Source organism: Nocardia sp. 2TAF39, assembly GCF_052114905.1.
Classification (GTDB): Bacteria; Actinomycetota; Actinomycetes; order Mycobacteriales; family Mycobacteriaceae; genus Nocardia.
In genome coordinates this window covers 20,329-45,832 of record NZ_JBFRFQ010000005.1, presented here as the reverse complement: position 1 = coordinate 45,832, position 25,504 = coordinate 20,329, and the positions used below count along the sequence as shown (strand labels likewise).

The following is a 25,504-nucleotide window of genomic DNA, read 5'->3' as shown; positions in this document are numbered from 1 at the left end:
TCAGGTAAGTTTGATAACGGTCGAACCGCAATCGACCATACATCTAGTACGATGATCATCAAACCTGGGAGTGAGCTAGATCATGGCGAATGCTGAAGAGGCAGCATCCGACGCGCCGCCGGTGGCCTCGCTACCCACGGTGCTCGGCGCGCTCCAGGACCCGGTGCGCCTGGAAATGGTACGACGACTCAGCAACGCGGGGACGGCCGTCCGCTGCGGAGCGCTCTATGAGGTGATCAACAAATCGACCGCCACCCACCACTTCAAGATCCTGCGCGAAGCCGGCGTCATCGAGCGCCTGATCATCGCGGGCCAGACCTGCCAGCGCCTGCGTACCGAGGATCTCGAATCCGCCCTGCCCGGGCTGGTCCGCACGATCGTCGAAGCCGCCAATCGGGCCCAGCGTGAGTGATACGGTCGCCTTCGCTGCCGCAACCGCGTTCAGCAGCTGTCGAATCGCCACTGCCCGTCGATGAACGTCCAGGTCCGCGGCTTCGTATCGTCCTCACCGGCGCGGGCATCGAAGTTCTTGATCGTGACCGTTCCCGTCGATCCCGACGTGGTGACGGTGACCTCCGACGGCTTGTTCTTCAGGTCCCTGCCGTCGTAGAGCTGCGCCATGGACGCCGCGTAATCGTCCTCGTTCAGCGTGAGTTTGCAGCGCGCGGAGCGGAACTGATAGGCGGCAGCGTAATCGTGGCTCGCCAACGCGGCCGTCATCTTCGAGGCTTCGTCGCGTAGCGCGGCAGCAGTCGGCCCGCCTGTGGTGCCCCCGTTCTCACCGCCGCACGCGGACAGCACGAGGATCGGCATCGACCCCATGCACAGCGAGCGAAGGGCACGATTCGTTCGGTTCATCTCGACTCCTAGCCACAGATTGCCGGAACGGTACCTGGACAACCGAGTTCAGCACTACACCAACGCGGATGCCGACCCCCGGTCGGCCGAAACCGTATCGCAGCAACGGATTCTCCACCAAGCCGGACACGGAGATCCGGGCCGGCCGACGTGATCACATCGCAGCGGTACCGGGATCAGCTGGGCACCAGCCGCCGAACGGTCGCGGGCAGATCGCGAGTGCGCTTGTACGGCCCCGCGACCGACGCGGCGAAGGGCCGGGACAGCAGCGTGCGCGCGATGGCGGACACTTCCTCGGTCGTGACGGCGTCGATGCGGGAAAGGGTTTCGGAGACGCTGCGATGGTTGCCGTAACTGAGTTCGCTGCGTCCGAGCCGATTCATCCGTGAGGCGGAGTCCTCCAGGCCGAGCACCAGGCCGCCGCGCAGCGAGCCTTTGGCCCGCGCGCACTCGGCGTCGCTGATACCGTTGGCCGCCACCTCCTCCAGCACATCACGTGCCAGTGTCGCCACCTGGCCGAGGTTCTCCGGCTGGCATCCGATGTAGACCGAGAACGCACCGGTGTCGGCGAACGTGTCGACGCTCGAGTACACCGAGTAGGCGAGCCCGCGTTCTTCCCGGATGCGTTGGAACAGACGGGAACTCAGCCCGCCACCGACTACCGCGTTGAGCACCGACAACGGCCAGCGCTGATCCCCCTCGTGCCGCCCGAAGGCGCGCACCCCGAAGGCCAGATGCGCCTGCTCGCTGTCGCGGTGGCTCCAGTGCAGCTGCGGCGTGCCGTGCGGGCGGAACCGTCCCTCCCGCCGCGGCGCGGGCGTCGCCGAAAGGTCGAGTCGATTCTCGAAAGCACGGTGCACCAACTCCACCGTGTGGTCGTGCTCGACGTTGCCCGCGACCGCGACCACCATCCGGTCCGGCCGGTAGCGCCGCAGATGGAACGACCGCAGCTGCGCGGCCCGCATGGCCTCGATGGACTCGATGGAGCCGATCACCGGGCGCCCGATCGGGTGGTCGCCGAACAGCGCGGTGAGGAACGCGTCGCCGACCAGGTCCTCGGGGTCGTCGTCGCGCATGGCGATCTCCTCGAGCACGACCTGACGCTCGACGTCGACATCCACGGACCGGCACAGGCCATTCAGCACCACGTCGGACACCATGTCGACAGCCAAGGGCAGGTCCTCGTCGAGCACGTGCGCGTAGTAGCACGTCTGCTCCTTGGCGGTGAACGCGTTGAGTTCACCACCGACCGCGTCCATCGCCTCGGCGATGTCCAGTGCCGACCGCGTGGGCGTCGCCTTGAACAGCAGGTGCTCCAGGAAATGCGCGGCGCCCGCGACCGTCGGGCCTTCGTCGCGCGAACCGACCCCCACCCAGACACCGATCGAGGCCGAGCGCACCCCGGGCAGGTACTCGGTGACCACGCGCAATCCGCCGGGCAGCACGGTACGCCGCACTCCGGTTTCGCTCTCCACCCGCAGCTCCAGTGACGAACCCCCCCGCCCGGTGTTGAGCAGAGGGGTTGCCGTCTTCTTCTTCGTCACAGAGACAAGTACTACTCGGTCCCGGCCGCGCCGGCATCGGCCGCGTCGTCGGCTGGCTCTTCGGCGTTCTCGTCGACCGGTACCAGGGAGATCTTGCCCCGGTTGTCGATGTCGGCGATCTCCACGCGCAGCTTGTCGCCGACGTTCACCACATCCTCGACCTTGGCGACGCGCTTGCCGTTGCCCAGCTTGGAGATGTGCACCAGACCGTCACGGCCCGGAAGCAGCGAGACGAACGCGCCGAAGGCAGTGGTCTTGACGACCGTGCCGAGGAAGCGCTCGCCGACCTTCGGCAGCTGCGGGTTGGCGATGGCGTTGATCGCGTCGATCGCGGCCTGCGCCGACGGGCCGTCGGTCGCGCCGACGAACACGGTGCCGTCGTCTTCGATGGAGATATTGGCGCCGGTGTCCTCGGTGATCTGGTTGATCACCTTGCCCTTGGGGCCGATCACCTCGCCGATCTTGTCGACCGGGATCTTGATCGCGGTGACGCGCGGCGCGTACGGGCTCATCTCGTCCGGGGTGGTGATGGCCTCGGCCATCACGTCCAGGATGGTGGTGCGCGCGTCGTGCGCTTGGCTCAGCGCACCGGCCAGCACCTGCGAGGGGATGCCGTCCAGTTTGGTGTCCAGCTGCAGCGCGGTGACGAACTCGCGGGTGCCCGCGACCTTGAAGTCCATGTCGCCGAAGGCATCCTCGGCGCCGAGGATATCGGTCAGCGCGACGTAGCGGACCTCGTCCTCACCCTTGTCATTGGTGATGGTGTCCGACACCAGACCCATCGCGATGCCTGCGACCGGCGCCTTGAGCGGCACACCGGCGTTCAGCAATGACAGTGTGGAGGCACATACCGAGCCCATCGAGGTGGAGCCGTTGGAGCTCAGCGCCTCCGAGACCTGCCGGATGGCGTACGGGAACTCCTCCTGGCTGGGCAGCACCGGGATCAGCGCGCGCTCGGCCAGCGCACCGTGACCGATCTCGCGCCGTTTGGGCGAACCGACTCGGCCGGTCTCGCCGGTGGAGAACGGCGGGAAGTTGTAGTGGTGCATGTAGCGCTTGCTGGTCTCCGGGCCGAGCGAGTCGACCTGCTGGGCCATCTTCACCATGTCCAAGGTGGTGACACCCATGATCTGGGTCTCGCCCCGCTCGAACAGCGCCGAGCCGTGGGCGCGCGGTACCACCGCGACCTCGGCGGACAGCGCACGGATGTCGGCGAGCCCACGGCCGTCGATACGGAAGCCGTCGGACAGGATGCGCTGGCGCACCAGCTTTTTCGTGACGGAGCGGAACGCGGCGCCCAGTTCCTTCTCGCGACCGGCGAAGTCGTCGCCGAGCCGGTCGAGCACGGCGAGCTTGATCTCGTCGATCTTCTCCTCGCGTTCCTGCTTGCCCGCGATGCCCAGCGCCTCGCTCAGCTCGCGCTTGGCGGTGCCTTCGACGGCTTCGTACACGTCCTGGCCGTACGGCGGGAACAGCGGGAACTCTTCGGTCGGCTTCGACGCCAGCTCAGCGAGGTCCTGCTGTGCGCGGCACAGGCGGGCGAGGAACGGCTTGGCGGCCTCGAGGCCCTCGGCGACGACGGCCTCGGTCGGCGCCTGCGCGCCGCCCTCGACCAGCTCGATCACCTTGTCGGTGGCCTCGGCCTCGACCATCATGATGGCGACGTCACCGGACTCGACCACGCGCCCCGCGACCACCATGTCGAATACGGCGCCCTCGAGCTGCTCGACGGTCGGGAACGCCACCCACTGACCGTCGATCAGCGCGACACGCACGCCGCCGACCGGGCCGGAGAACGGCAAACCGGCGATCTGGGTGGACGCGGACGCGGCGTTGATCGCCACCACGTCGTAGAGGTCGTTCGGGTCCAGGCTCAGCACGGTGACCACGACCTGGATCTCGTTGCGCAGGCCGTCGACGAACGACGGGCGCAGCGGCCGGTCGATCAGGCGGCAGGTCAGGATCGCGTCGGTGGAGGGACGGCCCTCGCGGCGGAAGAACGAACCGGGGATGCGGCCTGCGGCGTACATCCGCTCCTCGACGTCGACCGTCAACGGGAAGAAGTCGAACTGGTCTTTGGGATGCTTGCCCGCGGTGGTAGCCGACAGCAGCATGGTCTCGTCGTCCAGGTAGGCGACGACCGAGCCGGCGGCCTGCCTGGCCAGGCGTCCGGTCTCGAACCGGACGGTGCGGGTGCCGAAGCTGCCGTTGTCGATCAGTGCGACGGATTCGAATACGCCGGGCTCGACCTCGATGGCCGATGTCTTGCGTTCAGTTGTTTCGGTCATTCTCTTCTCTCAACCTCTCGTCTTCGCCGGCTCGAGCGCGTTGTGGGCGCGATCCGGCTGTTGTCAGCCGTACCGGGCACGGGCGCGCGGCAACCCTCCTGGCTGCGACGCGCACACCCGGCCGAATCCCCTTGGACACGGCGACGCGGAGGCGGTCATCGATCGAAGCCCGACGGCGCGAACCCGCTGCCGAAAGGCCACTACCGAAGACCGACGCCACGCGGCGGGTGCATACGGCTGTGCATGTTGTAGTGCGACGGGGCAAATCCACCCCTGATACACAAGTAGCCAACGAGGCGATTGTACGTCTCCCCGTTGGCCGAGCTGTCGACCGCCTCGGACACACCACGTAATCGAGCAGTCACTTGCCACTCAGGCAACCACGATGCGAGCCCCGAGGATGCGCGAATCATGAAAGGCCGCCGGATACGCGACGAAGTCGCCAGCGGCGGTCACGTCAGCCACAAGTCACCGCAGCGACGAATCCGCAGTCACGCGTTACCCACACCGGCCCATCCGTCATCTTCGAGCGAAGAAGGAGCCTTCACCAACGGGACCGCACGGCACGCAGTAGCAGGCCGCACAGCCCGCCACCGCTCCCCCCTGACGCGACCACACCGGCCGAACCCCAGTTTCCGAGCGAAGCTGTTCAGGGGCGCTGCGCGCTCCGCCGTGGGTGGGGAAAATTCGCTATTTTCGTAACAGAGCGAGGCCTAGCATTCCCCTGTTCGCGGCCCGGCTCGCGTCCGAGCGGCCGACGCGCCCGCGACGAAGTCGCCAGCGTCGGTCGCTCGGACGCGGGCCACAAGGGGGCCGTGAACACGCCGCGCCCGCGCGGCCGAAAACACAGCCGAATGTTACCGCCGGAGACCGAGGCGCTCGATCAGCGAACGGTAGCGGTGGATGTCGTTGTCCTGCAGGTACTTCGACAGCCGCTTGCGACGACCGATCAGCGCCATCAGACCGTGGCGGGTGTGATGGTCGTGCTTGTGCTTCTTCAGATGCTCGGTGATGTCGGCGATCCGCTTGGACAGCAGCGCGATCTGCGCCTCCGGCGAACCGGTGTCCTTCTCGTGCAGGCCGTACTCGGCGAGAATCGCCGACTTCTGCTCGGTGGTCAGCGCCATGCGGCATCCACTCCTATTTCTCAGTTCCGCGCTCGGATATCCGGTGACCCGGTGCGGGCGCCGCCGCGGACCGCAGCAAACCCGAGGATCTACCCTACCGGACCGGGCTGTTCCCGCCGAAATCGCGGGCGGTGCACCCGATCGGCAGGGAAGAACCAGCATTACCTCCGGAGTAATCGACTCGCCGCATTGCGGGTGCGAATCTTCTTCTCGAACCGCCGAATACGAGGAGAGAACGATGCCCTACCTGGAAACGACAGACGGAACCCGCCTGGCCTACGAGGACTATGGAACCGGTGCACCGATGGTGTTTCTGGCCGGGTGGTCGCTCAACGCGGAGATGTGGGAATACCAGGTCCCGTTCTTCGTGGAGCAGGGTTACCGCTGTGTTCTGCTGGATCGGCGCGGGCACGGCCGCTCCGACCGCCCGTCCGTCGGCTACGACCTTGACACCCGTGCCGACGACGTGGCCGCGCTGATCGAACGACTGGATCTGCGCGACATCACCCTGGTCGCCCACTCTGCGGGCGGTGCGGAGGTCGCCCGCTATCTCGCCAGGCACGGCGAGTCCCGCGTTGCGCGGATCGCTCTGTTCGCCACCACGCTGCCGTTCCTGAAGCAGACCGAGGACAACCCCGAGGGTCTTCCGGAGGCGCTGAGCCGCGCGTCGATCGCCCAATGGCGCACCGACCGGCCCAAATGGTTCGCCGACCGCGCACAGGGCTACTTCGCCACTCATCTCGGCAGCGACGTCTCCCCCGCGCTGATCGAGCACGAGATCCGCCGCTGCCTGTCCGCCTCGCCGTGGGCCACGATCGCGGTAGGGGAGTCGACCTTCGAGTCCGACCACCGGGAGACGCTGCGGAACTCGACGGTTCCCGCCCTGGTCGTGCACGGGGAGCCGGATCAGTCGATCCCGATCGACGCGAGCAGCAGGCGGACCGCGAAGCTCATCCCGAACTGCGTCTACAAGGAGTACCCGACCGCGGGGCACGGGCTGTACATCACGCATGCCAGGCAGCTCAACGATGATCTGCTCGACTTCATGAAGTCCTGACGCTCAGCGGTCGTCGACGGCGGCCAGGATCTTGCGTGCGGTCTCCACGTCGCGGCCCATCGTTTCGATGAGCTCGTCGATCGAGTCGAACTTGCGCTGGCCGCGGACGTGCTCGACGAAATCGACCGCGACGTGCTGGCCGTAGAGGTCCGCCTCGCCGTCGAGCACGTACGCCTCGACCGTGCGGGCGCGGCCGGAGAAGGTCGGGTTGGTACCCACCGAGATAGCGGCCATGGCCCGCTCGCCGGGTGTGACGGTGCCGATCGTGGGGCCGGGGCCGAGCACGGTGAACCAGCCCGCGTACACGCCGTCGGCCGGGATCGCGGCGTGCATCGGCGGAGCGACGTTCGCGGTCGGGAAGCCGAGCTGGCGGCCACGGCCGTCGCCGTGCACCACGACACCCTCGACCCGATGCGGACGGCCGAGCGCCTCGGCGGCGGCCGCCATATCGCCCGCGTCGACGCAGGCGCGGATGTAGGTGGAGGAGAAGGTCACCGCATGTTCGCCGAGCAGCGTGACGCCGTCGACCTCGAACCCGAAGCGCTGACCGAGTTCTCGCATGGTCGCGACCGTTCCCGCGGCCTTCTTGCCGAAGGTGAAGTTGTCACCGACCACGACCTCGACCACGTGCAGCCGCTCGACGAGCAGATCGTGCACATACCGGGCGGGGGTGAGCTTCATGAATTCCTGGGTGAAGGGCATCACACAGAACACGTCGACGCCCAGTTCCTCGGCCAGCTCGGCCCTGCGGGTCAGGGTGGTCAGCTGGGCGGGGTGCGAGCCGGGGCGGACCACTTCCATCGGGTGCGGGTCGAAGGTCATCAGCACCGCGGGGACACCGCGCGCGGCGGCGGATTTGACGGCCCGGCTGATCAGCTGGGCGTGGCCGCGGTGCACACCGTCGAACACACCGATCGTGAGGACGCAGCGCCCCCAGTCCGCGGGCACTTCGTCGAGACTTCGCCATCTCTGCACAGTTCAGACCCTACTTTGCAGCTCAGGGACAAACCCAAACGAACTCACCGGACCCTCATTCCAACTTTGTTCCAACTTCGGCCGGAGCCAGCGACTCTAGAACATCCGCATTGTCGACCGCCGAGCGCATGTACCCGCTCTCATCAATGTAGTGACGACCCGCCACCGTCGTCCCCTCAGAGTGCCCCAACTGCGCACTAGCACGCGCACTGTCACCCGTCACCCCAGCCACCATGTCGGATCCGACGGGGCTGTGGAGATCGGGTCGGCACACCGGAACCGCCTGTCCGCGTGATTGCGGGCGGCGGACCTTGTGGTGACGGCGACGCCACGTTCGCCGAACCCGCCCGGCTCCGGGAGACAGCGGATACCGCACGTCCACCGGAAAGGTAGTGGACTGCTACGCCACAACGTCGCAGTTCACGACACCGACGGCCGCATCTACTTCGCCGAGACAACCGCCGTGCGAATTCTCGATGCCCAACTCGGAAACGAGCAGGGTCGATTCGCGAATAGCCTGCGCATGCCGGAATTTCCCCGACCAGAACTTTCACCTCACGCCAGTGGTGGGAATGGTCTAGCGTCCGACCCTGTCGGCGCCAGCAGTATCCGGGAGTAACCCCATGAAAAGTGCAGCCAAGCGAGTCCGTGTGATCGGTCCGTCCGAATCGGCGGAGACAATCGGACGGCAACGACAACGCTTGATCCCTTGTGTCACAAAAGAAACCTGCGGTGCGACGGGCATCTCTGCGGGCATGGTCAACATGGCTCCCGGCGCGATGTCGAAAGCGCATTACCATGCGCACAGCGAGATCATCGTCGTCTGCCTGCGCGGTAGGGCGGTCACGCTGATCGGGCCCGAATTGACTCCACACTTTCATGGCCCAGGCGAGTTCATCTACATCCCCGAGGGTGTCATCCACGTGGCCGTGAACCTCGACGAGGCCGAGGACCTGGTCGCGGTGGAGATGCGGACCGATCCCCTGTTCAACGACGACGTCGTGTTGGCGCCGGAACACGACGTCGACGTACCCGATGTCGTGGCCGGGCTGCGGCGACGTCACCCGATCGGTTCGTGAGATGGCTCTCGGCAAACGCAGCCGCGGTGCGACCGCGGTGACCAGCGGCCCGATCGACGACATCTTTGCGGCGCTCGCACAACGCCCTGAGGTGGTCTCGTTCGCCGTCGGCGCGCCGGACCCTGCACTGTTGCCGGGCGAACTCGTCTCGGCACTGTCCCGAGACGTCATCGGCAAATACGGAAGTGCGGTCCTCCAGTACGGTATGACCAGGGGATTCGCACCCCTACTCGATCAGGCCCGAAACCTTTTGAGTCACCGTCATATTCGGTGCTCACTCGACAGACTGCATATCGCGACCGGCGGGTCCGGAGCATTGCACAACGTGTGTTTGGCGCTGCTCGACCCTCACGACGTGGTTCTGGTGGAAACCCCGACCTATGGACCGGCCGTCAAGGTATTCCGTAGCCACGGCGCGACCGTTGTCGAGGTGGCATCCGACGATTTCGGAATCGTGCCGGAAGCGCTGGACGAGGCCCTGGCCCGATATGACGTCGCCTTCGTGTACCTGCTGCCGACCTTCCAAAACCCTACTGGGCGAACGATGCCGACCGAGCGGCGAATCCAGATAGCCGATATCGTTGTCCGCCGAGGCGCGCTGGTGGTCGAAGACGACGTATATACCGACCTGCGCTACCGCGGGGTGTCACCACCTGCGCTCTATTCCTTTGCGCCGGACAACTCGGTCTACATCACGTCGCTGTCGAAAACCCTTGCGCCGGCGATCCGTGTCGGTATCACCGTCATGCCTCCCGAGCTGCTGAACAATGTGCTCGCTCTGAAGCAGGGCATCGATATGCAAACATCGACGTACTGTCAGGCGATAGCCGCGGAGTTTCTGGGTAGCGCGGCGGGAGCGACGCACCTCACCCACGTCGTCGGCACGTACTCGGCCAAATTGGACTCTCTGGTCGACGCCGTCGAGCGGCACTTTCCGAACGGCTTCCGGTGGGTCGAGCCCGAGGGCGGGATGTTCCTGTGGATCGAGGGCCCGCGAGGTTTCGACGCCGACGCGCTTCTGGACAAGGCCCTGCGGCACGGCGTCGCCTTCCTGCCTGGGAGCGTCTTCTTCGCCGACAGCGAGGCCGACCACCACAACACGATGAGACTGAGCTTCGCGAATGTGCCGCAAGACGACATCGACCGCGGCATCGAACTGCTGGCCACCGTATGCAAGGACACCGCATGAGCGAGCGCAGCGAGCGAACAATGAACACAGCCGAGTTCTCGGTCATGCCGGAACCGAGCGCCAGCGAGGTGGAGGCATGAGCGAGCGCAGCGAGCGAACAATGAACACAGCCGAGTTCTCGGTCATGCCGGAACCGAGCGCCAGCGAGGCTCAGCCGTGAGTGATCAGCATCCCGTTCTCGGGACATGGGAGGTCATCGCCGATGGCGCTCCGTTCGCTTACCACGTGATGCAGTTCCACGCCGGCGGCACCATGCTGCAGTCGAACCCTGACCACGGCAATCGTGCCACCAGCGACAGCAACGGCATGGGCACGTGGCGCTCCGACGGCGCCCTCGTTTCCGGCGCGTTCGTGGAGTTCGTTGTCGATCGGGACGACCCCGCAGTGGTGAGTAAAGGGATCGTCGCCTTCGAACTCGAGGTGACCGGCGACCGGTTCACGGGATCGGCCACCGCGACGTTCTACAACCTCTCCGGTGAGCCGCTGCGTGCCCCGTCGACCGCGCGGCTGACCGGCCGAAGATTCGATGGTGTTGCCGAGGCTCGCCGGTCAACCTAGCGGTCACGGCCCGGGTTTCGGGCGTCCGAGCAGGGCTTCGACATTGGCGGGGGTCGGTGTAGCCGATGACGCCTTGGTTGCCGAAGGTTCGCGATGCGGCGGGGCGGATCAGCCGGTGACGGAGTGCTTCTCGAAGCGGTCGGCCAGTTCCCGCGCCAACGCGAACGCCGACGTCGCGGCCGGCGACGGAGCGTTGCGGACATGGACGACGCCCGCAGTCTGCGACAGCACGAAGTCGTCGACGAGCGTCCCGTCGCGGGCGACCGCTTGCGCCCGTACGCCACTTCCGGTGTGCTCGTCCAACCGCATCGAGGCCACGGCAGGTACGTATTTCGCGCATGCTCGCACGAAGGCGCGGTGACTGGAGGCCATGTGGATCTCGGTGAGGCCGACCCGCCAGAACCGCTGCGCCACCTTCCATGTCCCGGGCCAGGCGAGTGTGCTCGCCACGTCGCGCGCGGACACCTGCAGCGCACGGCGGCCTTCGCGCGAACCGACCAGCATGGCGGTGGGCCCCAGCGACACCCGACCGTCGATGTGCTTGGTGATGTGGACACCGAGAAACGGCAACGCCGGATCCGGGACCGGATACACCATCCCCCGCACCACCGGCTCCTGATCGGCGGCCAGGTGCAGGTACTCGCCGCGAAACGGAAGGATGCGCGGATCCGGTGCGGCCCCGGCCGACACCGCGAGCCGATCGGACCACAAGCCTGCGCAGCAGACCGCCCGACCCGCGCGGAATTCGCCGTCGGCGTGCTCGAGCACGGTGTGCGCGCCGGTCCGGCGCATCCCGGTGATCTCGCGGCCCAACGCGAAATGCACTCCCTTGTCCCGTAGCTCGCGCTCGATCGTCCGGGCAACAAGACCGTAGTCGACGATGCCGGTGTCGGGTGCGTGCAGTGCGCTCACACCGCGAGCCGCCGGTTCGATGTCGGGGATCTCCTCGGCACCGACCCGCCGGAGCCCCGGCACGCCGTTGGCGTGTCCTCGGGACTCCAGTTCGTCGAGACCCGCGAGCTCCCGGTCCGCGACGGCCACGATCAGCTTGCCGCATCGCTCGTACGGAATGGCGTGCTCGTCGCAATAGTCGTACATCAACCGCGCGCCCTCGACGCACAAGCGTGCCTTCAACGATCGGGGTGTGTAGTAGATCCCACCGTGAATCACACCCGAATTGCGCCCGGTCTGGTGCCGCGCAACGGCGTGCTCCTTGTCGATGACGATCAAACGCGCCGCTGGACGCCGCGACAGCATCTCCCGCGCGACCGCAAGCCCGACTATGCCTGCACCGACAATGGCGACATCGTAGGTACCGGCGTCATCTCCGGCGGCCGGATCATCGCTCATGGCGTCCTCTCCTGATGAAATCGTGTTCATACCGATGGGTTCCACATGATGCCGTACAGGTGGTCGTGCGGGATGTCCTCGGGAACGCCTTCGTTCCAGGTTCTCAACAGGTGGATGTCGCCGGTTTCGCGGACGCGGACAGTCGGGGCCGAACGGCCTGGTCCCCGCCGTCCACAGTCGCGGCGTACCGGTCACATAGCGGATATTCACCTGTCTGCCGAGTACGAGGAGATCGAGGCGCCCTCACTTGCCGCATCAAAATTGGCCGATACCAACATCTTCCGCGTAATGGTGGTGTCGAATTGCCATTGATCGGCGGTGTTGTAGATGACCGATGTAACCAGTCAGGAGTGCCCGCGTGCCACGTGAAATCGATTCCGCTGTCTTCCCGCATCTGGATGCGGACCTCGACCGCGTCCGCGATGTTCTCGGACCTGTGCGGTTCGAGGGTAGACCCGAGCTGACCGCACTCACAAACGAAGGGCCCGACACCTCTCGCCGCCTGGTCCGTCCCACCTTGACCTTGCTGTCGTACTACCTGCTCACCGATCCCGCGGTGCCGGCCGACGACCGCGCGGTGCGCGCCGCCGCCGCGATAGAGTTGCTGCATCTGGGCTCGCTCTACCACGACGACGTCATCGATCACGCGTACGAGCGTCGCGGCCGCCCCAACGCCAACGCGGTGTGGGGATCGCATATGGCGGTATTGGGTGGAGACGCCGTGACGGCCTCGGGCGGGCGCTTGATGGCCGAACTGGGCCTGCGCGAAGTTCTCGCGGGGGCGATCGCGAGCGAGCAGATGTGCGCGGGCATGGTGATCGAGGCCGCCGACCTCTACGTGTCCGCCCGCAGTGAGCAGGCCTACCTGGAGTCGATCGACGGCAAAACGGCGGTGCTGCTGTCGCTGGCGTGCCGGGTGGGCGCGATGCAGGCCGGCCGCTCCGAGGAGGAAGAAGAGGCATTGGCCCTGTTCGGCCGGTACTTCGGGTTGGCCTACCAGCTGCGTGATGACATCCTCGACCTCACCTCGACCGCCGAAGAGATGGGCAAGCCCGTCAACGCGGATCTGCCCGAGGGCATCTACACACTTCCCGTGATCCGCGCGGCTGCCCGCGACCGGGACCTTGCCCGCCTGCTGGGCAGAGCAATGACGGGTGCGGAAGCCGCACGTGCGCGTGACCTCGTCATCGCCTCCGGTGCCGTAGACGAAGCGCGCTCGAGAGCCGATGAATTCATGGACCAGGCGGCCGATCAGCTCGCCGCTCTGGCCGCTGACCCGCGCGCACGCCACGCGATCATCACTTACGCCCGGTCCGCACTCGACCGGCGAACTCATGTTCCTGCGACGGTCTCCCGGCAGTCGACGCAGCTACCCCAAGCCCACCGTGCGGCGCTCTCGCAGGAGGCCGCGCGTTGGCTGCGGAGTTGGATGGTGGACACCGGCCTTGCCGTCTCCGCGGCCGAAGCCGACTACCACCGGTGGGCGGGCGCGCTCCGGATCGGGGCGTTTGACTTGGCCCCCGCGGACGCTGCCCGTGAACAGACCAGCGTCGGCCTGGCCGTGCTGGCCTTTCTGTGGGACGACCTGTTCGAGGATCCGCAGCTGCGGGACCCGGAAGCCGTCACCGCGCTGCGGCGTGGCCTGGTGGCAACGCTGCGCCAGGACCCACAGACACCGTGGCGTCCTGGCGCGATCCCGAGGGCATGGGCGAGTTTGTGGCCGCGCCTGCGCGAGGGCCGGAGCACCCGCTGGCAGCAGCGGTTCCTCGACAACCACGAGGAGTGGTTCGAAGCCTGCGAACGCGAAGCACACCATCGCATCAACGGCTACATCCCCTCCACGGCCGACTACCTACCACTGCGGAAGTCGACCAGTGGCATCGATGTCGCCCTCGCCTACCTGGAGGTGCACCAGGACCGGGAACTGCCGCCGAAGCTGCGCAACCACCCCGTGATCCGGCGTCTCGAGGAACTCGCCTTCTGGGTGACCTTCGTGGAGAACGACCTGGTGGGGTTGGAACGCGACGAGGCGGACCATGTCCCCTACAACCTGGTCCGGGCGGTCCGGCACGAGACCGGCTGCACCCGCAGCGAAGCCATCGAGCAGGTACAGCGCCAGCTGGCGGAGCACCGCGCCCAGCTCGACGCGACGCTCCGCTACGCACCCGCTCTCTTCCGCATGCTTCCCGGCCTGTCGGGTCAAGGGAAAAAATACGCGTCGATGTACAAAATCATTGCGCAAGGGGCGCTTCGGGTGAATCAGAGCGATCGGTTCACGCAGAATTCCGCTCCCGCAGCGCCGGACTTGGAACGCTTGCGCCGTGAGATCTACCTCCCGGCGGCCGAACCCGCTCCTACCGCGCCGTAAGCCCCCGCCACCGGCAAAGCCGGGGTGCTCCGCGGGCCGGAACACCCGCCGAGGAACTGACCTGGCGGACGCCTACTGGCATGACGCAACCCCGTTGGTGCTCGACGACGCCGGCAAGGACAGCGATCGCCCTTTCGAGACGCGGCCCGAGCGCTGAGAACAAGTCGGTCAGGTACTCGAGTCGTCGAGTGGCCTCTTTCCATGCGGCCGGTCCGTGGAAGCCCTGGTTCAGTGGGCCCTCTGGATCCAGTCCCGGTAGTGCGTGGCTGCCAGGTGTGCGTCCGGCCCTGCGGTGAGCACATCACCGGTGACGGCAGCGAACATGCCGGCCTTGTCGTCGGTGACGACGGTGCGGCTGTCGTGCTGTGCCGCCAGGGTGACCATGCCGAGTTCGTCGAGGGGGAAGACGTCCGGTCCGGCGACGTTCCGGATCCCTCGCAGCGGGCTACCAGTGGAGACCTCGACGACCGCGTCGACGACGTCCGCGGCGGCGATCGGCTGCACGCGGGTGGCGGGTAGTCGGACGGTGTCGTCGTCGGAGGTGTCGGACAAGACCGCGTCCACGAACTCGAAGAACTGGGTGGCGCGCACGATGGAGTACGGCGTGGGCCCCTGTCGGAGCAGGTCCTCCTGCAGGGTCTTGGCCCGGTAGTAGTCCAGCTGGGGCACCTGGTCCACTCCGACGATCGAGAGGACGACCTGGTGCCGGACACCGGCCCTGTCTCCTGCGGCGAGCAGGTTGGTCATGGAGGTGCGGAAGAAGTCCACAGACGCCTCATCGAAGGTCGGCGAGTTCGCCACGTTGACAACGACGTCGGCGCCCTCCAGCGCCTGGTCCAAACCCTTTCCCGTGATCAGATCGACGCCGGTGGACGGTGACGCGGGGACGGCCTCATGTCCGGCTGCGGTCAGCTTCTGGACCACCTGCGAGCCGATCCGTCCGGTACCGCCGATGACTATGAGCTTCATGGTTCTCACCTTTCACGGCGCGCGGGCACGCCGGAGGTTCATAGAGGTCGATTGCACTGATGTCCGAAGCCCTGGTCACTGCGGCGGCCCGAATTCGATCGGGCCTTTCCAGCGACCGCCGGCACAAGTAGCCGACTACCCTGCCACCCTTCCAGCATCCCATCAGCAAACCTGTGGCGGAATGTTTCTGTCAGAGGTTCATGAATTCGAGCCCTGTGGCGTCATGCCGGGCTCCTAGAGGCGACCAGTTGCTGGTGCAGGAGGCATGGGTTCGCTATGGCGGCGGTACGCGATCGCAGGACCCTGGGCCCTACTTGTAGGGACCGTCGATGTCGGTGCTATTGCCGGCGGCGCTACCATCACTTCCCGGGGCAACCCCGGCGTTGCCGGGCAGACTGCCGGGCGAATCGGGCGGCGGCGTCCCGGTGACTTCCTCCCAGCGTTTGTCCAGGTCTTTTCCATAATAGTCGCGATACCCGCCGGGATGATCACGCAGATGGTCGGCGAGCAGGTCGACCGCGGCCTGTCTGGTGAGATCACCGGCGGCGTAAGCGTCGTAAGAGGTCTTGGTGATGTCGTCGATGTGGTCGATATCCGGCCCGCCGTTGTCGAGGATTTCCCGCCGCACCTTGGCGGTCATCAATCCCGCATTGGACTCGTCCTGATACGCCTTGTACAGATTCTTGTCGTACCACTGCCGGTAGTCTTCGCCGGGTCCGGGGTCGGTGATCGAGTAGATGTATTCGGAGCCCGCGGTGGCATGGCCGGTCTCGTGCGCCAATTCCGCTGTGATCAGCAACGGATCGTTCTTTCCGTCCGGGTTGATCAGGATCTTCTTCTCGCCTCGGTTCGTGGTGCCACCGGCCTTGATCGAGCCGTAACCGATCGTCCAGCCCGCGGCCTGAAGTTCCCGCACGTTTTTCGACAAGGTGGGCGACATCGCGACCAGCCGGTCCACCTCCGGACCCAGGTCTTCCGAGTCGCCGCTCGGTGCGAGGACGTCGGCGACTTCGTTTCCGATGTCGGGACCCACACTCGCGCCCACACCGACAGCGAACGCGAGTCCGGAAGCTTTCACCAGCATCTGTGTTCGGGTATCAGCCTCGGCCAAGCCGACGGCCCCCGAGCGCAAGGCGGATTCGGTCGCACGGTAGCGCGCCGAGAGCGCCTTAGCGGTGTCTCGGAACGCGGAGGCCAGCGCCCGCGTGGCAGCCTGAACGGTCTCGGCGATTGGCGACTTCATCCTGTTTTGACCGCCAACACCCGAAATGCGCCACCGGTGCGGTTGCGTTCCGGCGTGACCGCGGCCGGGTCCACCTTACCGTGCAGGCAGGCCACTTGTGCTGCAGGAGTTTCCATGTACTACGACTTATCCGGTGGCCGATGCGCCGGCCCGTCGCTTCGGCGGCCGCGCGGGCGCGCAGCCCGCTCGGCGGTGCAGGTGCGTTCCACCTCGGTGAACAGCGCCAATGGCAGCACCGCCACCTGGCCCACGCCCTCGCCGGCGATGTCGATCGGCACCGGATCGGCAAGGGATTTCACCCCGATCCCGTTCTCCCGCAGGCCGTGGATAAGGTTCAGAATCCGCCGCAGGTTGCGACCCAACCGGTCCGGGATGTGCATCACGATTCCGTTCCCGGACCGAGCGTAGGCCAGCAGCCTTCAGGCCGGGCCGGTCGACGGTCGCGCCGGTCTGATCCACCGTCATCATGGCGCGACCGTATCGGAAATTGATTCCGCACGGCGGTTCCTGAACTCATCCCGGCGACTTCCAGTGAGACGATTTGTGGAACAGGGCGCAATCGTATCGACCCATGTCGCAGTCCGGACATCCGTCCCACCATCTGCCGACCCGAAGCTTCGTTCGAGCTGTTCCACTTCTCAGAACTGGAACGGTTTGCCAGCTCGGAATCCGGTCACTGAAACCTCATGGATGATCGCACTACCTCCTGACCTACATTGCGGCTCGGGCCAGCTTTCCTGACCGACCGCAAGACCAAACCCGTTGTGGCCGATAGAGTACCCATCTCGAGACAGGGCGGGCCCGGCTGCCGTACCGGCGGGCACCCGAGTTGTTCGAGCACCACACCGCCGACTCTCCCGCGAAGCCGCGAGCGGTGAGGCATGACCCGATGAACACGCATATTGTGCGAGTTTGCCGCGTTCAGGTGTCTGAATGTGTGTATGGGCACCCTTGTGCCTAAGCTCGGGTATGTGCCTGGTAAACGAGATATCGCCACGCGACGCGAGCTGGCCGACGCCCCCGTGCAGGGGGAACCGCACGGCGGTACCGCGACGATCGCCCTCTCGTCGGTCGCCCAGGATTACCTGAAGGTGATCTGGACCGCGCAGGAGTGGTCGCAGGAGAAGGTCTCGACCAAGTTGCTCGCCGAGCGGATCGGCGTGTCCGCGTCGACGGTCTCCGAGGCGGTGCGCAAGCTCGCCGACCAGGGACTGGTGGAACATGCCCGCTACGGCGCGATCACCCTCACCCCGGCGGGGCGCCGCGCCGCCGTGGCCATGGTGCGCAGGCACCGGCTGCTGGAGACGTTCCTGGTCAACGAGCTCGGCTACCGCTGGGACGAGGTGCACGACGAGGCCGAGGTGCTCGAGCACGCGGTCTCGGAACTGCTGATGGCCCGCATCGACGCCAAACTCGGCTACCCCGACCGCGACCCGCACGGCGACCCGATTCCGTCGGTGGACGGAGCGGTGCCCACTCCGCCCGCGCGTCAGCTCAGCGACTTCCACGCGGGAGAGTCCGGCCGCGTCGCCCGCATCTCGGACTCCGACCCGGACATGCTGCGTTACTTCGACTCCGTCGGCATCGCTCTGGACACCACCATCACGGTCGTCGAGCGCCGCGACTACGCGGGCACCATCGCCATCCGTATCGGCGCCACCGAGTCACCGACCGACCTGGGCCGCCCTGCCGCCGAGGCCATCTGGCTCACCGCCTGACCAGGGCGGTCTGCGGGTCGGCGACGGGATAAGACTCTGCAGGACAGGGGTTTTCGGACCGAGCCGGTCAGCTTCGTTCGACGGGGGCCGGTTGCCGCGCCAGTTCCGCGGCGCGGTCGGCGATCACGGCGCCGAGATCGGCGGTGGTGGCGGTGCCGCCGAGGTCCGGGGTGCGGACATCGCCCGCCGCAAGCACATCGCACACGGCTCGATCAACCGCGAAAGCCGCCGCGGACTCGCCGAGGTGATCGAGCAGCATAGCGCCGGCCAGGATCTGGGCGACCGGGTCGGCGATGCCCTGCCCGGCGATATCGGGTGCGCTGCCGTGCACGGCCTCGAACATCGACGGGGCGGTGCGGTCGGGATTGATATTGCCCGAAGGCGCAAGGCCCAGCCCTCCGGTGACGGCGGCGGCAAGGTCGGAGAGGATGTCGCCGAACAGATTCGAGCCGACGATCACGTCGAGCCGGTCCGGATGCAGCACCAGTTCGGCAGCCAGCGCGTCGACATGCATCTGGCGAGTCGTGACCTGTGGATACTCGGTCGCGATGCGCTCGAAGACGCTGTCCCAGTACGGCATCGAGTGGATGAGTCCGTTCGATTTCGTCGCCGAGCACAGCCGCCCGGACCGTTCGGTGGCCCGCTCGAAGGCGTAGCGAATGATCCGTTCGCACCCGACGCGGGTGAACACCGATTCTTGGAGCACGAATTCGTCGGAACGGCCTTCGTTGTGGATGCCGCCGATGCGGGAATACTCGCCCTCCGAGTTCTCCCGCACGATGAGGATGTCCAGGTCGTCGGCGGTGCGGTCGCGCAGCGCGGACTGGGTTCCTGGCAGCAGGCGCACCGGACGCAGGTTGACGTACTGGCCGAAGGCGCGGCGCAACGGGATCAGCAGGCCCCACAGCGAAACATGGTCGGGCACACCGGGAAAGCCGACCGCGCCGAGCAGGATCGCGTCGAAACCCGCGAGCCGTTCCGCACCGTCGGCCGGCATCATCGCGCCGGTGCGCAGGTAATTCTCACAGGACCAGTCGAATTCGGTCCATTCCAGCCCGGGCAGCACCGCGTCGAGCACGGCTACCGCCGCCGCGGTGACGTCGACGCCGATGCCGTCGCCCGGGATGGTGGCGATGCGGTATCCACTCACGACTGCGCCTCGCTGACGCTCGGCTTCGTCGTACGCGAGTGCGCGCTGTGTCCTCGGTTCGCTCGCTGACGCTCAGTCACTGTGACTCCTTCACAGTCGTACTCCGATGTACTTGGTCTCCAGGAACTCGTCGATCCCGGTCAGGCCGCCCTCCCGGCCGAGCCCGGACTCCTTGACGCCGCCGAACGGCGCGGCCGGATTCGACACCACGCCCTGGTTGAGCCCCACCATGCCGGTCTCCAGCGCCTCGCACACCCGCAGTCCGCGTCGGAGGTTCTCGGTGAACACGTAACTCACCAATCCGTAGGGGGTGTCGTTGGCACGGGTGATCGCCTCGTCCTCGGTGTCGAAGATACCGATCGCGGCGACCGGACCGAAGATCTCGGTGTGGCACAACTCCGCGTCGTCGGGCACGTCGACCAGCACGGTCGCGGGATAGAAGGTGCCAGGCCCGTCGAGCACGGTGCCGCCGGTGAGCACGGTGGCCCCGCGGGCGCGGGCATCGCCGACCAGATACTGCACCTTGGCCACGGCGTCGGCGTCGATGAGCGGGCCGACGACCACGTTCGGTTCGGTGCCACGGCCGATCGGCAACGCCGCCATTCGGTCCGCCAGGCGGCGTGCAAAGTCGGCGGCGACGGAGCGCTGAACCAGAATGCGGTTGGCGGCGGTGCAGGCCTGACCGATGTTGCGCATCTTCGCCGCGAGCGCGCCCTCGACCGCCTCGTCGAGGTCGGCGTCGTCGAACACCAGCAGGGGGGCGTTACCGCCGAGCTCCATCGACGTGCGCATGACCGTTTGCGCGCACTGCGCGAGCAGCTGTTTACCCACCGCGGTCGAGCCGGTGAACGACAGTTTGCGGGAGCGGCCGTCGAGGATGAGCGGAGTCATCACCCCTGCCGGGTCGGCGGTCGTGACGACATTGACCACTCCGGCGGGGAGCCCGGATTCGGACAGCACCTCGGCCAGCGCCAGCATCGAAAGCGGCGTCTGCTCAGCTGGTTTCACCACGCTGGTGCAACCGGCGGCGAGTGCGGGCGCGATCTTGCGCGCCCCCATGGCGATCGGGAAGTTCCATGGTGTGATGAGCAGGCTCGGGCCGACCGGCTGCCTGGTCACCAGGAACCGTGAGCCGCCGGTCGGTGCGGGCAGATAGCCGCCATCGAGGCGCACGGCCTCTTCGGCGAACCAACGGAAGAACTCTGCGGCATAGGCGATCTCACCGCGCGCCTCGGCCAGCGGCTTACCCATCTCGAGCGTCGCGATCAGTCCGAGCCGGTCGACGTCGGCCAGCAGCGCGCGGTGCACGCGCATCAGCAGGTCGCTGCGCTCCCGCGGCGGTGTGCGGGCCCAGTCCGCCTGTGCCGCGCACGCCGCGTCCAGGGCCGCGAGTCCGTCCGCCGGGTCGGCATCCGCTACCTCGCAGAGCAGCTGTCCGGTCGCCGGATCGACGACCGGCAGCGATCCGGCGGTTTCTCGCCACTGCCCGTCGATGAACAGACCCCGCGGCACTGTGTCGATCGCGGCGCGCTCCCCCGCGCTGAGGGTGCTCTCGGTGAGCATCGGCGGCTCCTCTCATCCCCGCGCAGCGTCCGGCCATTGCTGCGACCCGTGCGGCCATGTTATGCATATTGTCGACAATCCGACAATAGACAACGTCGGATGTACGCCCAAACGCACACGGAGGCGGATCACCATGACCGAGCTATCGCCCGTCCTGAAACAGGCCACTCCGGTGACCGTCGACCACGGCACGGGGTGCTATCTCTACGGCACCGACGGCCGTCGATATCTCGACTTCACCGCGGGCATCGGCGTCACAAGCACCGGCCACTGCCATCCGCACGTGGTCGCGGCGGCGCAGGCGCAGGTCGCCTCGCTGATCCACGGCCAGTACACGACCGTCATGCACCGGCCGCTGCTCGAGCTGACCGAGCGGCTCGGCGCGGTACTTCCCGACGGACTGGACGCGCTGTTCTTCGCCAACTCCGGCAGCGAGGCGGTCGAGGCGGCGCTGCGGCTGGTGCGACAGGCCACCGGGCGGCCGAACGTCGTCGTCTTCCACGGCGGATTCCACGGCCGCACCGTCGCCGCCGCGACCATGACCACCTCCGGCACCCGGTTCTCGGCGGGATTCAGTCCGCTCATGTCGGGTGTGCACGTCGCGCCCTTCCCCACTGCGTTCCGCTACGGCTGGAGCGAGCAGGAGGCTACCGCCTTCGCGCTGCGTGAGCTCGACTATCTGTTCGCCACGCTCACCTCTCCGGCGGAGACAGCGGCGTTCATTGTCGAGCCAGTACTCGGCGAGGGCGGCTACATCCCGGGCAACACCGAGTTCTTCCGCGGATTGCGCGAGCGCGCGGACCGGCACGGCATCCTGCTGGTCTTCGACGAGATCCAGACCGGCTTCGGGCGCACCGGAAAGTTCTTCGGCCACCAGCACTTCGGCGTGCGCCCTGACGTGATCACCATCGCCAAGGGACTGGCCAGCGGCTTCCCGCTCTCAGGCATCGCGGCATCGCGCGAACTGATGGCGCGGGCGTGGCCGGGGTCACAAGGCGGCACCTATGGCGGCAACGCCGTAGCGTGCGCGGCGGCAATCGCTACGCTCGACGTCATCGAATCCGAAGGGCTGGTGCAGAACGCCGCCGCCCGGGGCACACAGCTGCTGCGCGGCCTCCGCGATCGCGCTACCAAGGCGATCGGCGACGTGCGCGGACTCGGGCTGCTCGCGGGCGCCGAATTCACCACGGCCACCGGCGAACCCGATCCGGCCACCGCGGCGTCCGCCCAGCGTGCGGCGGTGGCCAAGGGGCTGCTGCTGCTGACCTGCGGCGCACACATGAACGTAGTACGGATGATCCCGCCGCTGATTGTGACCGATACTCAGATCGACGATGCACTCTCGATCTGGTCCGAGGTCCTCGCCGAGCTGTAGCACTATCCCGCGGCGACCGCCGCAGGTCGCTCGCTCCGTGACCGCTGTGCTCGATCGCCGAGCACCAACCAGGAAGCAGGACCGCATGGCCCGCTACATCACCATCAGCCTCACCAAAGCCGGAGTGTCTTGTCGCGCACGGCTGCTGGACGCGGAGGCTCCGCAAACCTGCGCGGCCGTGTGGGATGCGCTGCCACAGGAGGGTGACGCGTTTCACGCCAAGTACGCCCGCAACGAGGTCTACACCCTCGTCCCGCGGATCGGCGCGGCGCCACATCGGGAGAATCCGACCGTCACACCGATCCCCGGCGACGTGTGCCTGTTCGACTTCGAGCCGTGGGAGATCGGCAACCCGGCCTACGGCTACGAGGCCGGGTCGGCGGCCGGGCACGAGCGCGGCGCCACCGACCTGGCCCTGTTCTACGGCCGCAACAACCTGCTGATCAATGGTGATCTGGGCTGGGTTCCCGGCAATGTCTTCGCCACCATCGAGGACGGGCTCGCCGAGATCGCCGCGGCCTGCAATGCCCTGTGGGTGCAGGGAGTGCAAGGCGAGACACTCGCCTTCGCCCGCGCCTGACCACGTCCACAACCCAGCGGCCCCGGATCACTCCGGGGCCGCTGTTCGCGTTCAGGACGCCAGCACGTGTTCGGCGTAGCGGGCCACGGCCAACACCAGATCGTCGGAGTGGCGCGGGCCGACGATCTGCAATCCGACCGGCAGTCCGGCGCGCGTGGTGCCCGCCGGGATGCTGATCGCGGGCTGCTGGGTGAGGTTGAACGGGTAGGTGAACGGCGTCCACTGCGGCCAGCTCCGCAGACCGCTGTCGGGCGGCACGTCGTGACCCGCCTCGAACGCGGGAATCGGCACCGTCGGCGTGATCAGGACGTCGTAGTCGGTGTGGAAGGCGCCCATCGTGATGCCGATCTGTGCCGCCACGTTGCGCGCCACGAGATAATCGACGGCGCCGACGGTTTCGCCGCGCTCCCACACCGCACGCAGCCCGGGGTCGACCCGCTCGCGTGTGCCCTCCAGGAAGCCGGACAGCATGGTGGCCGCACCCGCCGCCCACAGCAGCTCGAACGCCTCGCGTGGATCGGTGAAACCCGGATCGGCCGCGCTGACCAGCAGTTCAGCGTCGGCAAGGCGGGCCACCGCCGCGTCAACGATCGTGGCGACTTCGGAGTCGACCTGGGCGTAGCCGAGCGTCGCCGAGTACGCCACGCGGAGACCCTGCACCTCGCGATGCATCTCGGCGCGGAAAGCGGTGAGCGTCGGCGCAAGCGCCGTCGGGTCGCGCGGATCGGGCAGCGAAAGGATGTCCATCAGCAATGCCGCGTCCTCGACGGTGCGGGTCATCGGTCCCGCGTGCGCCAGCGGACCGAAGGGGCTGGCCGGGTACAGCGGAATCCGGCCATAAGTGGGCTTGAAGCCGACGATGCCGCAGAAGGCGGCCGGAATGCGCACGCTCCCTCCGCCGTCTGTGCCGACCGAGACCGGGCCCATGCCCGCCGCCACGGCGGCGGCGCTGCCGCCGGAAGACCCGCCCGCGGTAGTGGACGGATCGGCCGGGTTGCGGGTGATGCCGGTCAACGGGCTGTCGGTCACTGCCTTCCACGCGATCTCGGGGGTGGTCGTCTTGCCGAGAAACACCATCCCGTCCTCGCGTAGCCGCGCGGCCACAGGGCTGTCCACCGGCCACGGCCCGCTCGGGTCGATCGAGGTGGAGCCGCGCCGAGTGGGCCACCCCTCGGTCAGGAAGACGTCCTTGATCGAGATCGGCACGCCGTCGAGCAGTCCGCGGGCGTGGCCGGAATGCCAGCGCGCCTCGGAATCCTTCGCCTGCACCAGGGCGCGGTCGCGATCGACGAGGCAGAAGGCGTTGAACGCGCCGTCGCGGTCGGCGATGGCCCGCAGGATCGCCTCGGTCGCCTCCACGGGCGACAATACGCCCGCCGCGTAGGCCGAGACCAGCTCGACCGCCGTCATGGCGGCCGGGTCGGTTGGGGTGTTCATGTCGGGGTAGCTCATGACTGGGCTCCTTCAGCCGGGCACGTACCCCAGCCTTTTGTCGACCACGTTGTCCAGCGGACGTCCGGCGATCCATTTGTCGAAGTTCTCGGTGAATGCGGTGACGATCTCGGTGCGCCAGCCGATGAAGTCACCCGAGTTGTGCGGGGTGATTCGGACATTCGGCAGCTCCCATAGCGGATGCTGCGCCGGAAGCGGCTCCGGATCCACCACATCGAGCGCCGCAGCGGCGATCGATCCGGTGCGCAGCGCGGCGACGAGATCGTCGGTTACAACGAGTTCCCCACGACCGACGTTGACAAACCTGGCATGCGGCTTCATCGCTGCGAAAGCGCTGGCGTCGAACATGTTTCTGGTCCGCGGCGTCAGCGGGGCGATCGCGATGACGTAGTCGGCGCAGGGCAGTTCGGCGTGCAGGTCGGTGGCGACGGTGCCGAAATCCGGGTCCGCGGCGCGCTCCCGCCTGCCCACCGCTCGCACGGAGATCCCCGCCGCGCGCAGCAGCCGGGCGATGCGGCGCCCGATCGAGCCGGTGCCCACGATGAGTGCGGTAGCCCCCTCGATTCGCTCGGACTCGCGGTGGCGCCACTCGTGCCGCTGCTGCAACAGCAGCGAGCCGGACAGGTCCTTGGCGAAGCTCAGAATCTGCCCGAGCACGTATTCGGCGATCGCGCCATCGAAGACGCCTCTGGTATTGGTCACCACCACATCACTCGCCCGCAACTCGGGAAACATCGCCGGGTCCACACCGGTCGATCCCATGTGCAGCCACCGAAGCCGGTCGGCGGCGTGCCACGCGCCGGGGAGCGCGCGAGTGCCGAAGTCGTAGACGAACAACGCCTCCGCCCCGCGCAGTGCGTCGGCGAGCCCGGACGCCTCCGTGTAGCGAACCACGGCGCGGTCTGCCACGGAGGCCATCCGCTCGGCGTCGGGCACACTGTCACTATGCAGGACGACGACAATCGGGCCCTGATCCATATTGACACGTTAAGATCACATCGTATGATTGTCAACAATCCGATCGTGTTCGGAGGTCGTCCCGGCTGAGCGCGAGAGGGGCC

22 protein-coding genes and 1 pseudogene are annotated in these 25,504 nt (G+C 67.1%); 9 read left to right on the top strand and 14 right to left on the bottom strand.

Going from position 1 to position 25,504, the window contains the following annotated elements; all coding sequences use genetic code 11:
* Positions 1-82: 82 nt before the first annotated feature.
* Complete coding sequence (locus tag AB4Z47_RS04760; RefSeq protein ID WP_441948110.1) at positions 83-412, top strand: ArsR/SmtB family transcription factor; 330 nt, start codon at positions 83-85, stop codon at positions 410-412.
* Positions 413-441: 29 nt separating this feature from the next.
* On the opposite strand, the gene AB4Z47_RS04755 is transcribed toward AB4Z47_RS04760, so the two are convergent.
* The 4 genes from AB4Z47_RS04755 to rpsO form a co-directional block, all read right to left on the bottom strand.
* Positions 442-858, bottom strand: a complete 417-nt coding sequence (locus AB4Z47_RS04755) for a hypothetical protein (protein WP_441948109.1) — start codon at positions 856-858, stop codon at positions 442-444.
* 176 nt (positions 859-1,034) lie between these two features.
* On the bottom strand, positions 1,035-2,375 hold the full coding sequence (locus AB4Z47_RS04750; protein WP_441948301.1) for a M16 family metallopeptidase: 1,341 nt from the start codon (positions 2,373-2,375) through the stop codon (positions 1,035-1,037).
* A 38-nt stretch (positions 2,376-2,413) separates the two neighbouring features.
* Positions 2,414-4,690 (bottom strand): polyribonucleotide nucleotidyltransferase, encoded by a 2,277-nt coding sequence (locus tag AB4Z47_RS04745; protein WP_441948108.1) that lies wholly within the window; start codon positions 4,688-4,690, stop codon positions 2,414-2,416.
* Between the two features lie 857 nt (positions 4,691-5,547).
* The gene (rpsO, locus tag AB4Z47_RS04740; protein WP_327119649.1) at positions 5,548-5,817 is read right to left on the bottom strand and encodes a 30S ribosomal protein S15; all 270 of its coding nucleotides are present in this window, start codon (positions 5,815-5,817) and stop codon (positions 5,548-5,550) included.
* 238 nt (positions 5,818-6,055) lie between these two features.
* Between rpsO and AB4Z47_RS04735 the strand changes: the two genes are divergently transcribed.
* The gene (locus AB4Z47_RS04735; protein ID WP_441948106.1) at positions 6,056-6,874 is read left to right on the top strand and encodes an alpha/beta fold hydrolase; all 819 of its coding nucleotides are present in this window, start codon (positions 6,056-6,058) and stop codon (positions 6,872-6,874) included.
* A 3-nt stretch (positions 6,875-6,877) separates the two neighbouring features.
* Here the strand turns inward: AB4Z47_RS04735 and AB4Z47_RS04730 are convergent, their stop codons facing one another.
* Positions 6,878-7,849, bottom strand: a complete 972-nt coding sequence (locus AB4Z47_RS04730) for a bifunctional riboflavin kinase/FAD synthetase (RefSeq protein ID WP_441948104.1) — start codon at positions 7,847-7,849, stop codon at positions 6,878-6,880.
* Positions 7,850-8,472: 623 nt separating this feature from the next.
* On the opposite strand from AB4Z47_RS04730, the gene AB4Z47_RS04725 reads away from it, so the two are divergent.
* The 3 genes from AB4Z47_RS04725 (at position 8,473) to AB4Z47_RS04715 (ending at position 10,675) form a co-directional block, all read left to right on the top strand.
* Complete coding sequence (locus tag AB4Z47_RS04725; protein WP_441948102.1) at positions 8,473-8,928, top strand: cupin domain-containing protein; 456 nt, start codon at positions 8,473-8,475, stop codon at positions 8,926-8,928.
* Between the two features lies 1 nt (position 8,929).
* Entirely contained in the window at positions 8,930-10,117 is a 1,188-nt protein-coding gene (locus AB4Z47_RS04720) for an aminotransferase-like domain-containing protein (protein ID WP_441948100.1), read from the top strand.
* Positions 10,118-10,273: 156 nt separating this feature from the next.
* Positions 10,274-10,675: a hypothetical protein gene (locus tag AB4Z47_RS04715; RefSeq protein ID WP_441948099.1), complete on the top strand. Its 402-nt coding sequence runs from the start codon at positions 10,274-10,276 to the stop codon at positions 10,673-10,675.
* A gap of 108 nt (positions 10,676-10,783) precedes the next feature.
* On the opposite strand, the gene lhgO is transcribed toward AB4Z47_RS04715, so the two are convergent.
* Complete coding sequence (gene lhgO, locus AB4Z47_RS04710; protein ID WP_441948097.1) at positions 10,784-12,025, bottom strand: L-2-hydroxyglutarate oxidase; 1,242 nt, start codon at positions 12,023-12,025, stop codon at positions 10,784-10,786.
* A 35-nt stretch (positions 12,026-12,060) separates the two neighbouring features.
* Positions 12,061-12,235, bottom strand: a pseudogene (locus AB4Z47_RS04705) (M24 family metallopeptidase); the annotation flags it as partial.
* Positions 12,236-12,383: 148 nt separating this feature from the next.
* Between AB4Z47_RS04705 and AB4Z47_RS04700 the strand changes: the two are divergent.
* The gene (locus AB4Z47_RS04700) at positions 12,384-14,393 is read left to right on the top strand and encodes a polyprenyl synthetase family protein (RefSeq protein ID WP_441948096.1); all 2,010 of its coding nucleotides are present in this window, start codon (positions 12,384-12,386) and stop codon (positions 14,391-14,393) included.
* Positions 14,394-14,621: 228 nt separating this feature from the next.
* Here the strand turns inward: AB4Z47_RS04700 and AB4Z47_RS04695 are convergent, their stop codons facing one another.
* The 3 genes from AB4Z47_RS04695 to AB4Z47_RS04685 form a co-directional block, all read right to left on the bottom strand.
* A complete protein-coding gene (locus AB4Z47_RS04695) occupies positions 14,622-15,362 on the bottom strand; it encodes an SDR family oxidoreductase (RefSeq protein ID WP_441948094.1) in 741 nt (246 codons plus the stop codon).
* A 310-nt stretch (positions 15,363-15,672) separates the two neighbouring features.
* On the bottom strand, positions 15,673-16,605 hold the full coding sequence (locus AB4Z47_RS04690) for a hypothetical protein (RefSeq protein WP_441948092.1): 933 nt from the start codon (positions 16,603-16,605) through the stop codon (positions 15,673-15,675).
* Positions 16,606-16,724: 119 nt separating this feature from the next.
* On the bottom strand, positions 16,725-17,018 hold the full coding sequence (locus AB4Z47_RS04685; RefSeq protein ID WP_441948300.1) for a recombinase family protein: 294 nt from the start codon (positions 17,016-17,018) through the stop codon (positions 16,725-16,727).
* Between the two features lie 558 nt (positions 17,019-17,576).
* On the opposite strand from AB4Z47_RS04685, the gene AB4Z47_RS04680 reads away from it, so the two are divergent.
* Positions 17,577-18,323, top strand: coding sequence for a metal-dependent transcriptional regulator (locus AB4Z47_RS04680; RefSeq protein WP_441948090.1), 747 nt, complete (start codon positions 17,577-17,579; stop codon positions 18,321-18,323).
* A 67-nt stretch (positions 18,324-18,390) separates the two neighbouring features.
* Here the strand turns inward: AB4Z47_RS04680 and AB4Z47_RS04675 are convergent, their stop codons facing one another.
* On the bottom strand, positions 18,391-19,473 hold the full coding sequence (locus AB4Z47_RS04675) for a tartrate dehydrogenase (RefSeq protein ID WP_441948089.1): 1,083 nt from the start codon (positions 19,471-19,473) through the stop codon (positions 18,391-18,393).
* Positions 19,474-19,563: 90 nt separating this feature from the next.
* Entirely contained in the window at positions 19,564-21,036 is a 1,473-nt protein-coding gene (locus AB4Z47_RS04670; RefSeq protein WP_441948088.1) for an NAD-dependent succinate-semialdehyde dehydrogenase, read from the bottom strand.
* Positions 21,037-21,169: 133 nt separating this feature from the next.
* Here AB4Z47_RS04670 and AB4Z47_RS04665 point away from each other — a divergent pair, with 133 nt between their 5' ends.
* Together AB4Z47_RS04665 and AB4Z47_RS04660 are read left to right on the top strand one after the other, a co-directional pair.
* A complete protein-coding gene (locus tag AB4Z47_RS04665) occupies positions 21,170-22,411 on the top strand; it encodes an aspartate aminotransferase family protein (RefSeq protein ID WP_441948087.1) in 1,242 nt (413 codons plus the stop codon).
* Between the two features lie 85 nt (positions 22,412-22,496).
* A complete protein-coding gene (locus AB4Z47_RS04660; RefSeq protein ID WP_441948085.1) occupies positions 22,497-22,991 on the top strand; it encodes a DUF3830 family protein in 495 nt (164 codons plus the stop codon).
* 51 nt (positions 22,992-23,042) lie between these two features.
* Here the strand turns inward: AB4Z47_RS04660 and AB4Z47_RS04655 are convergent, their stop codons facing one another.
* A complete protein-coding gene (locus AB4Z47_RS04655; protein WP_441948299.1) occupies positions 23,043-24,428 on the bottom strand; it encodes an amidase in 1,386 nt (461 codons plus the stop codon).
* 27 nt (positions 24,429-24,455) lie between these two features.
* Positions 24,456-25,421, bottom strand: coding sequence for a D-2-hydroxyacid dehydrogenase (locus AB4Z47_RS04650; RefSeq protein WP_441948084.1), 966 nt, complete (start codon positions 25,419-25,421; stop codon positions 24,456-24,458).
* Positions 25,422-25,504: the final 83 nt, after the last annotated feature.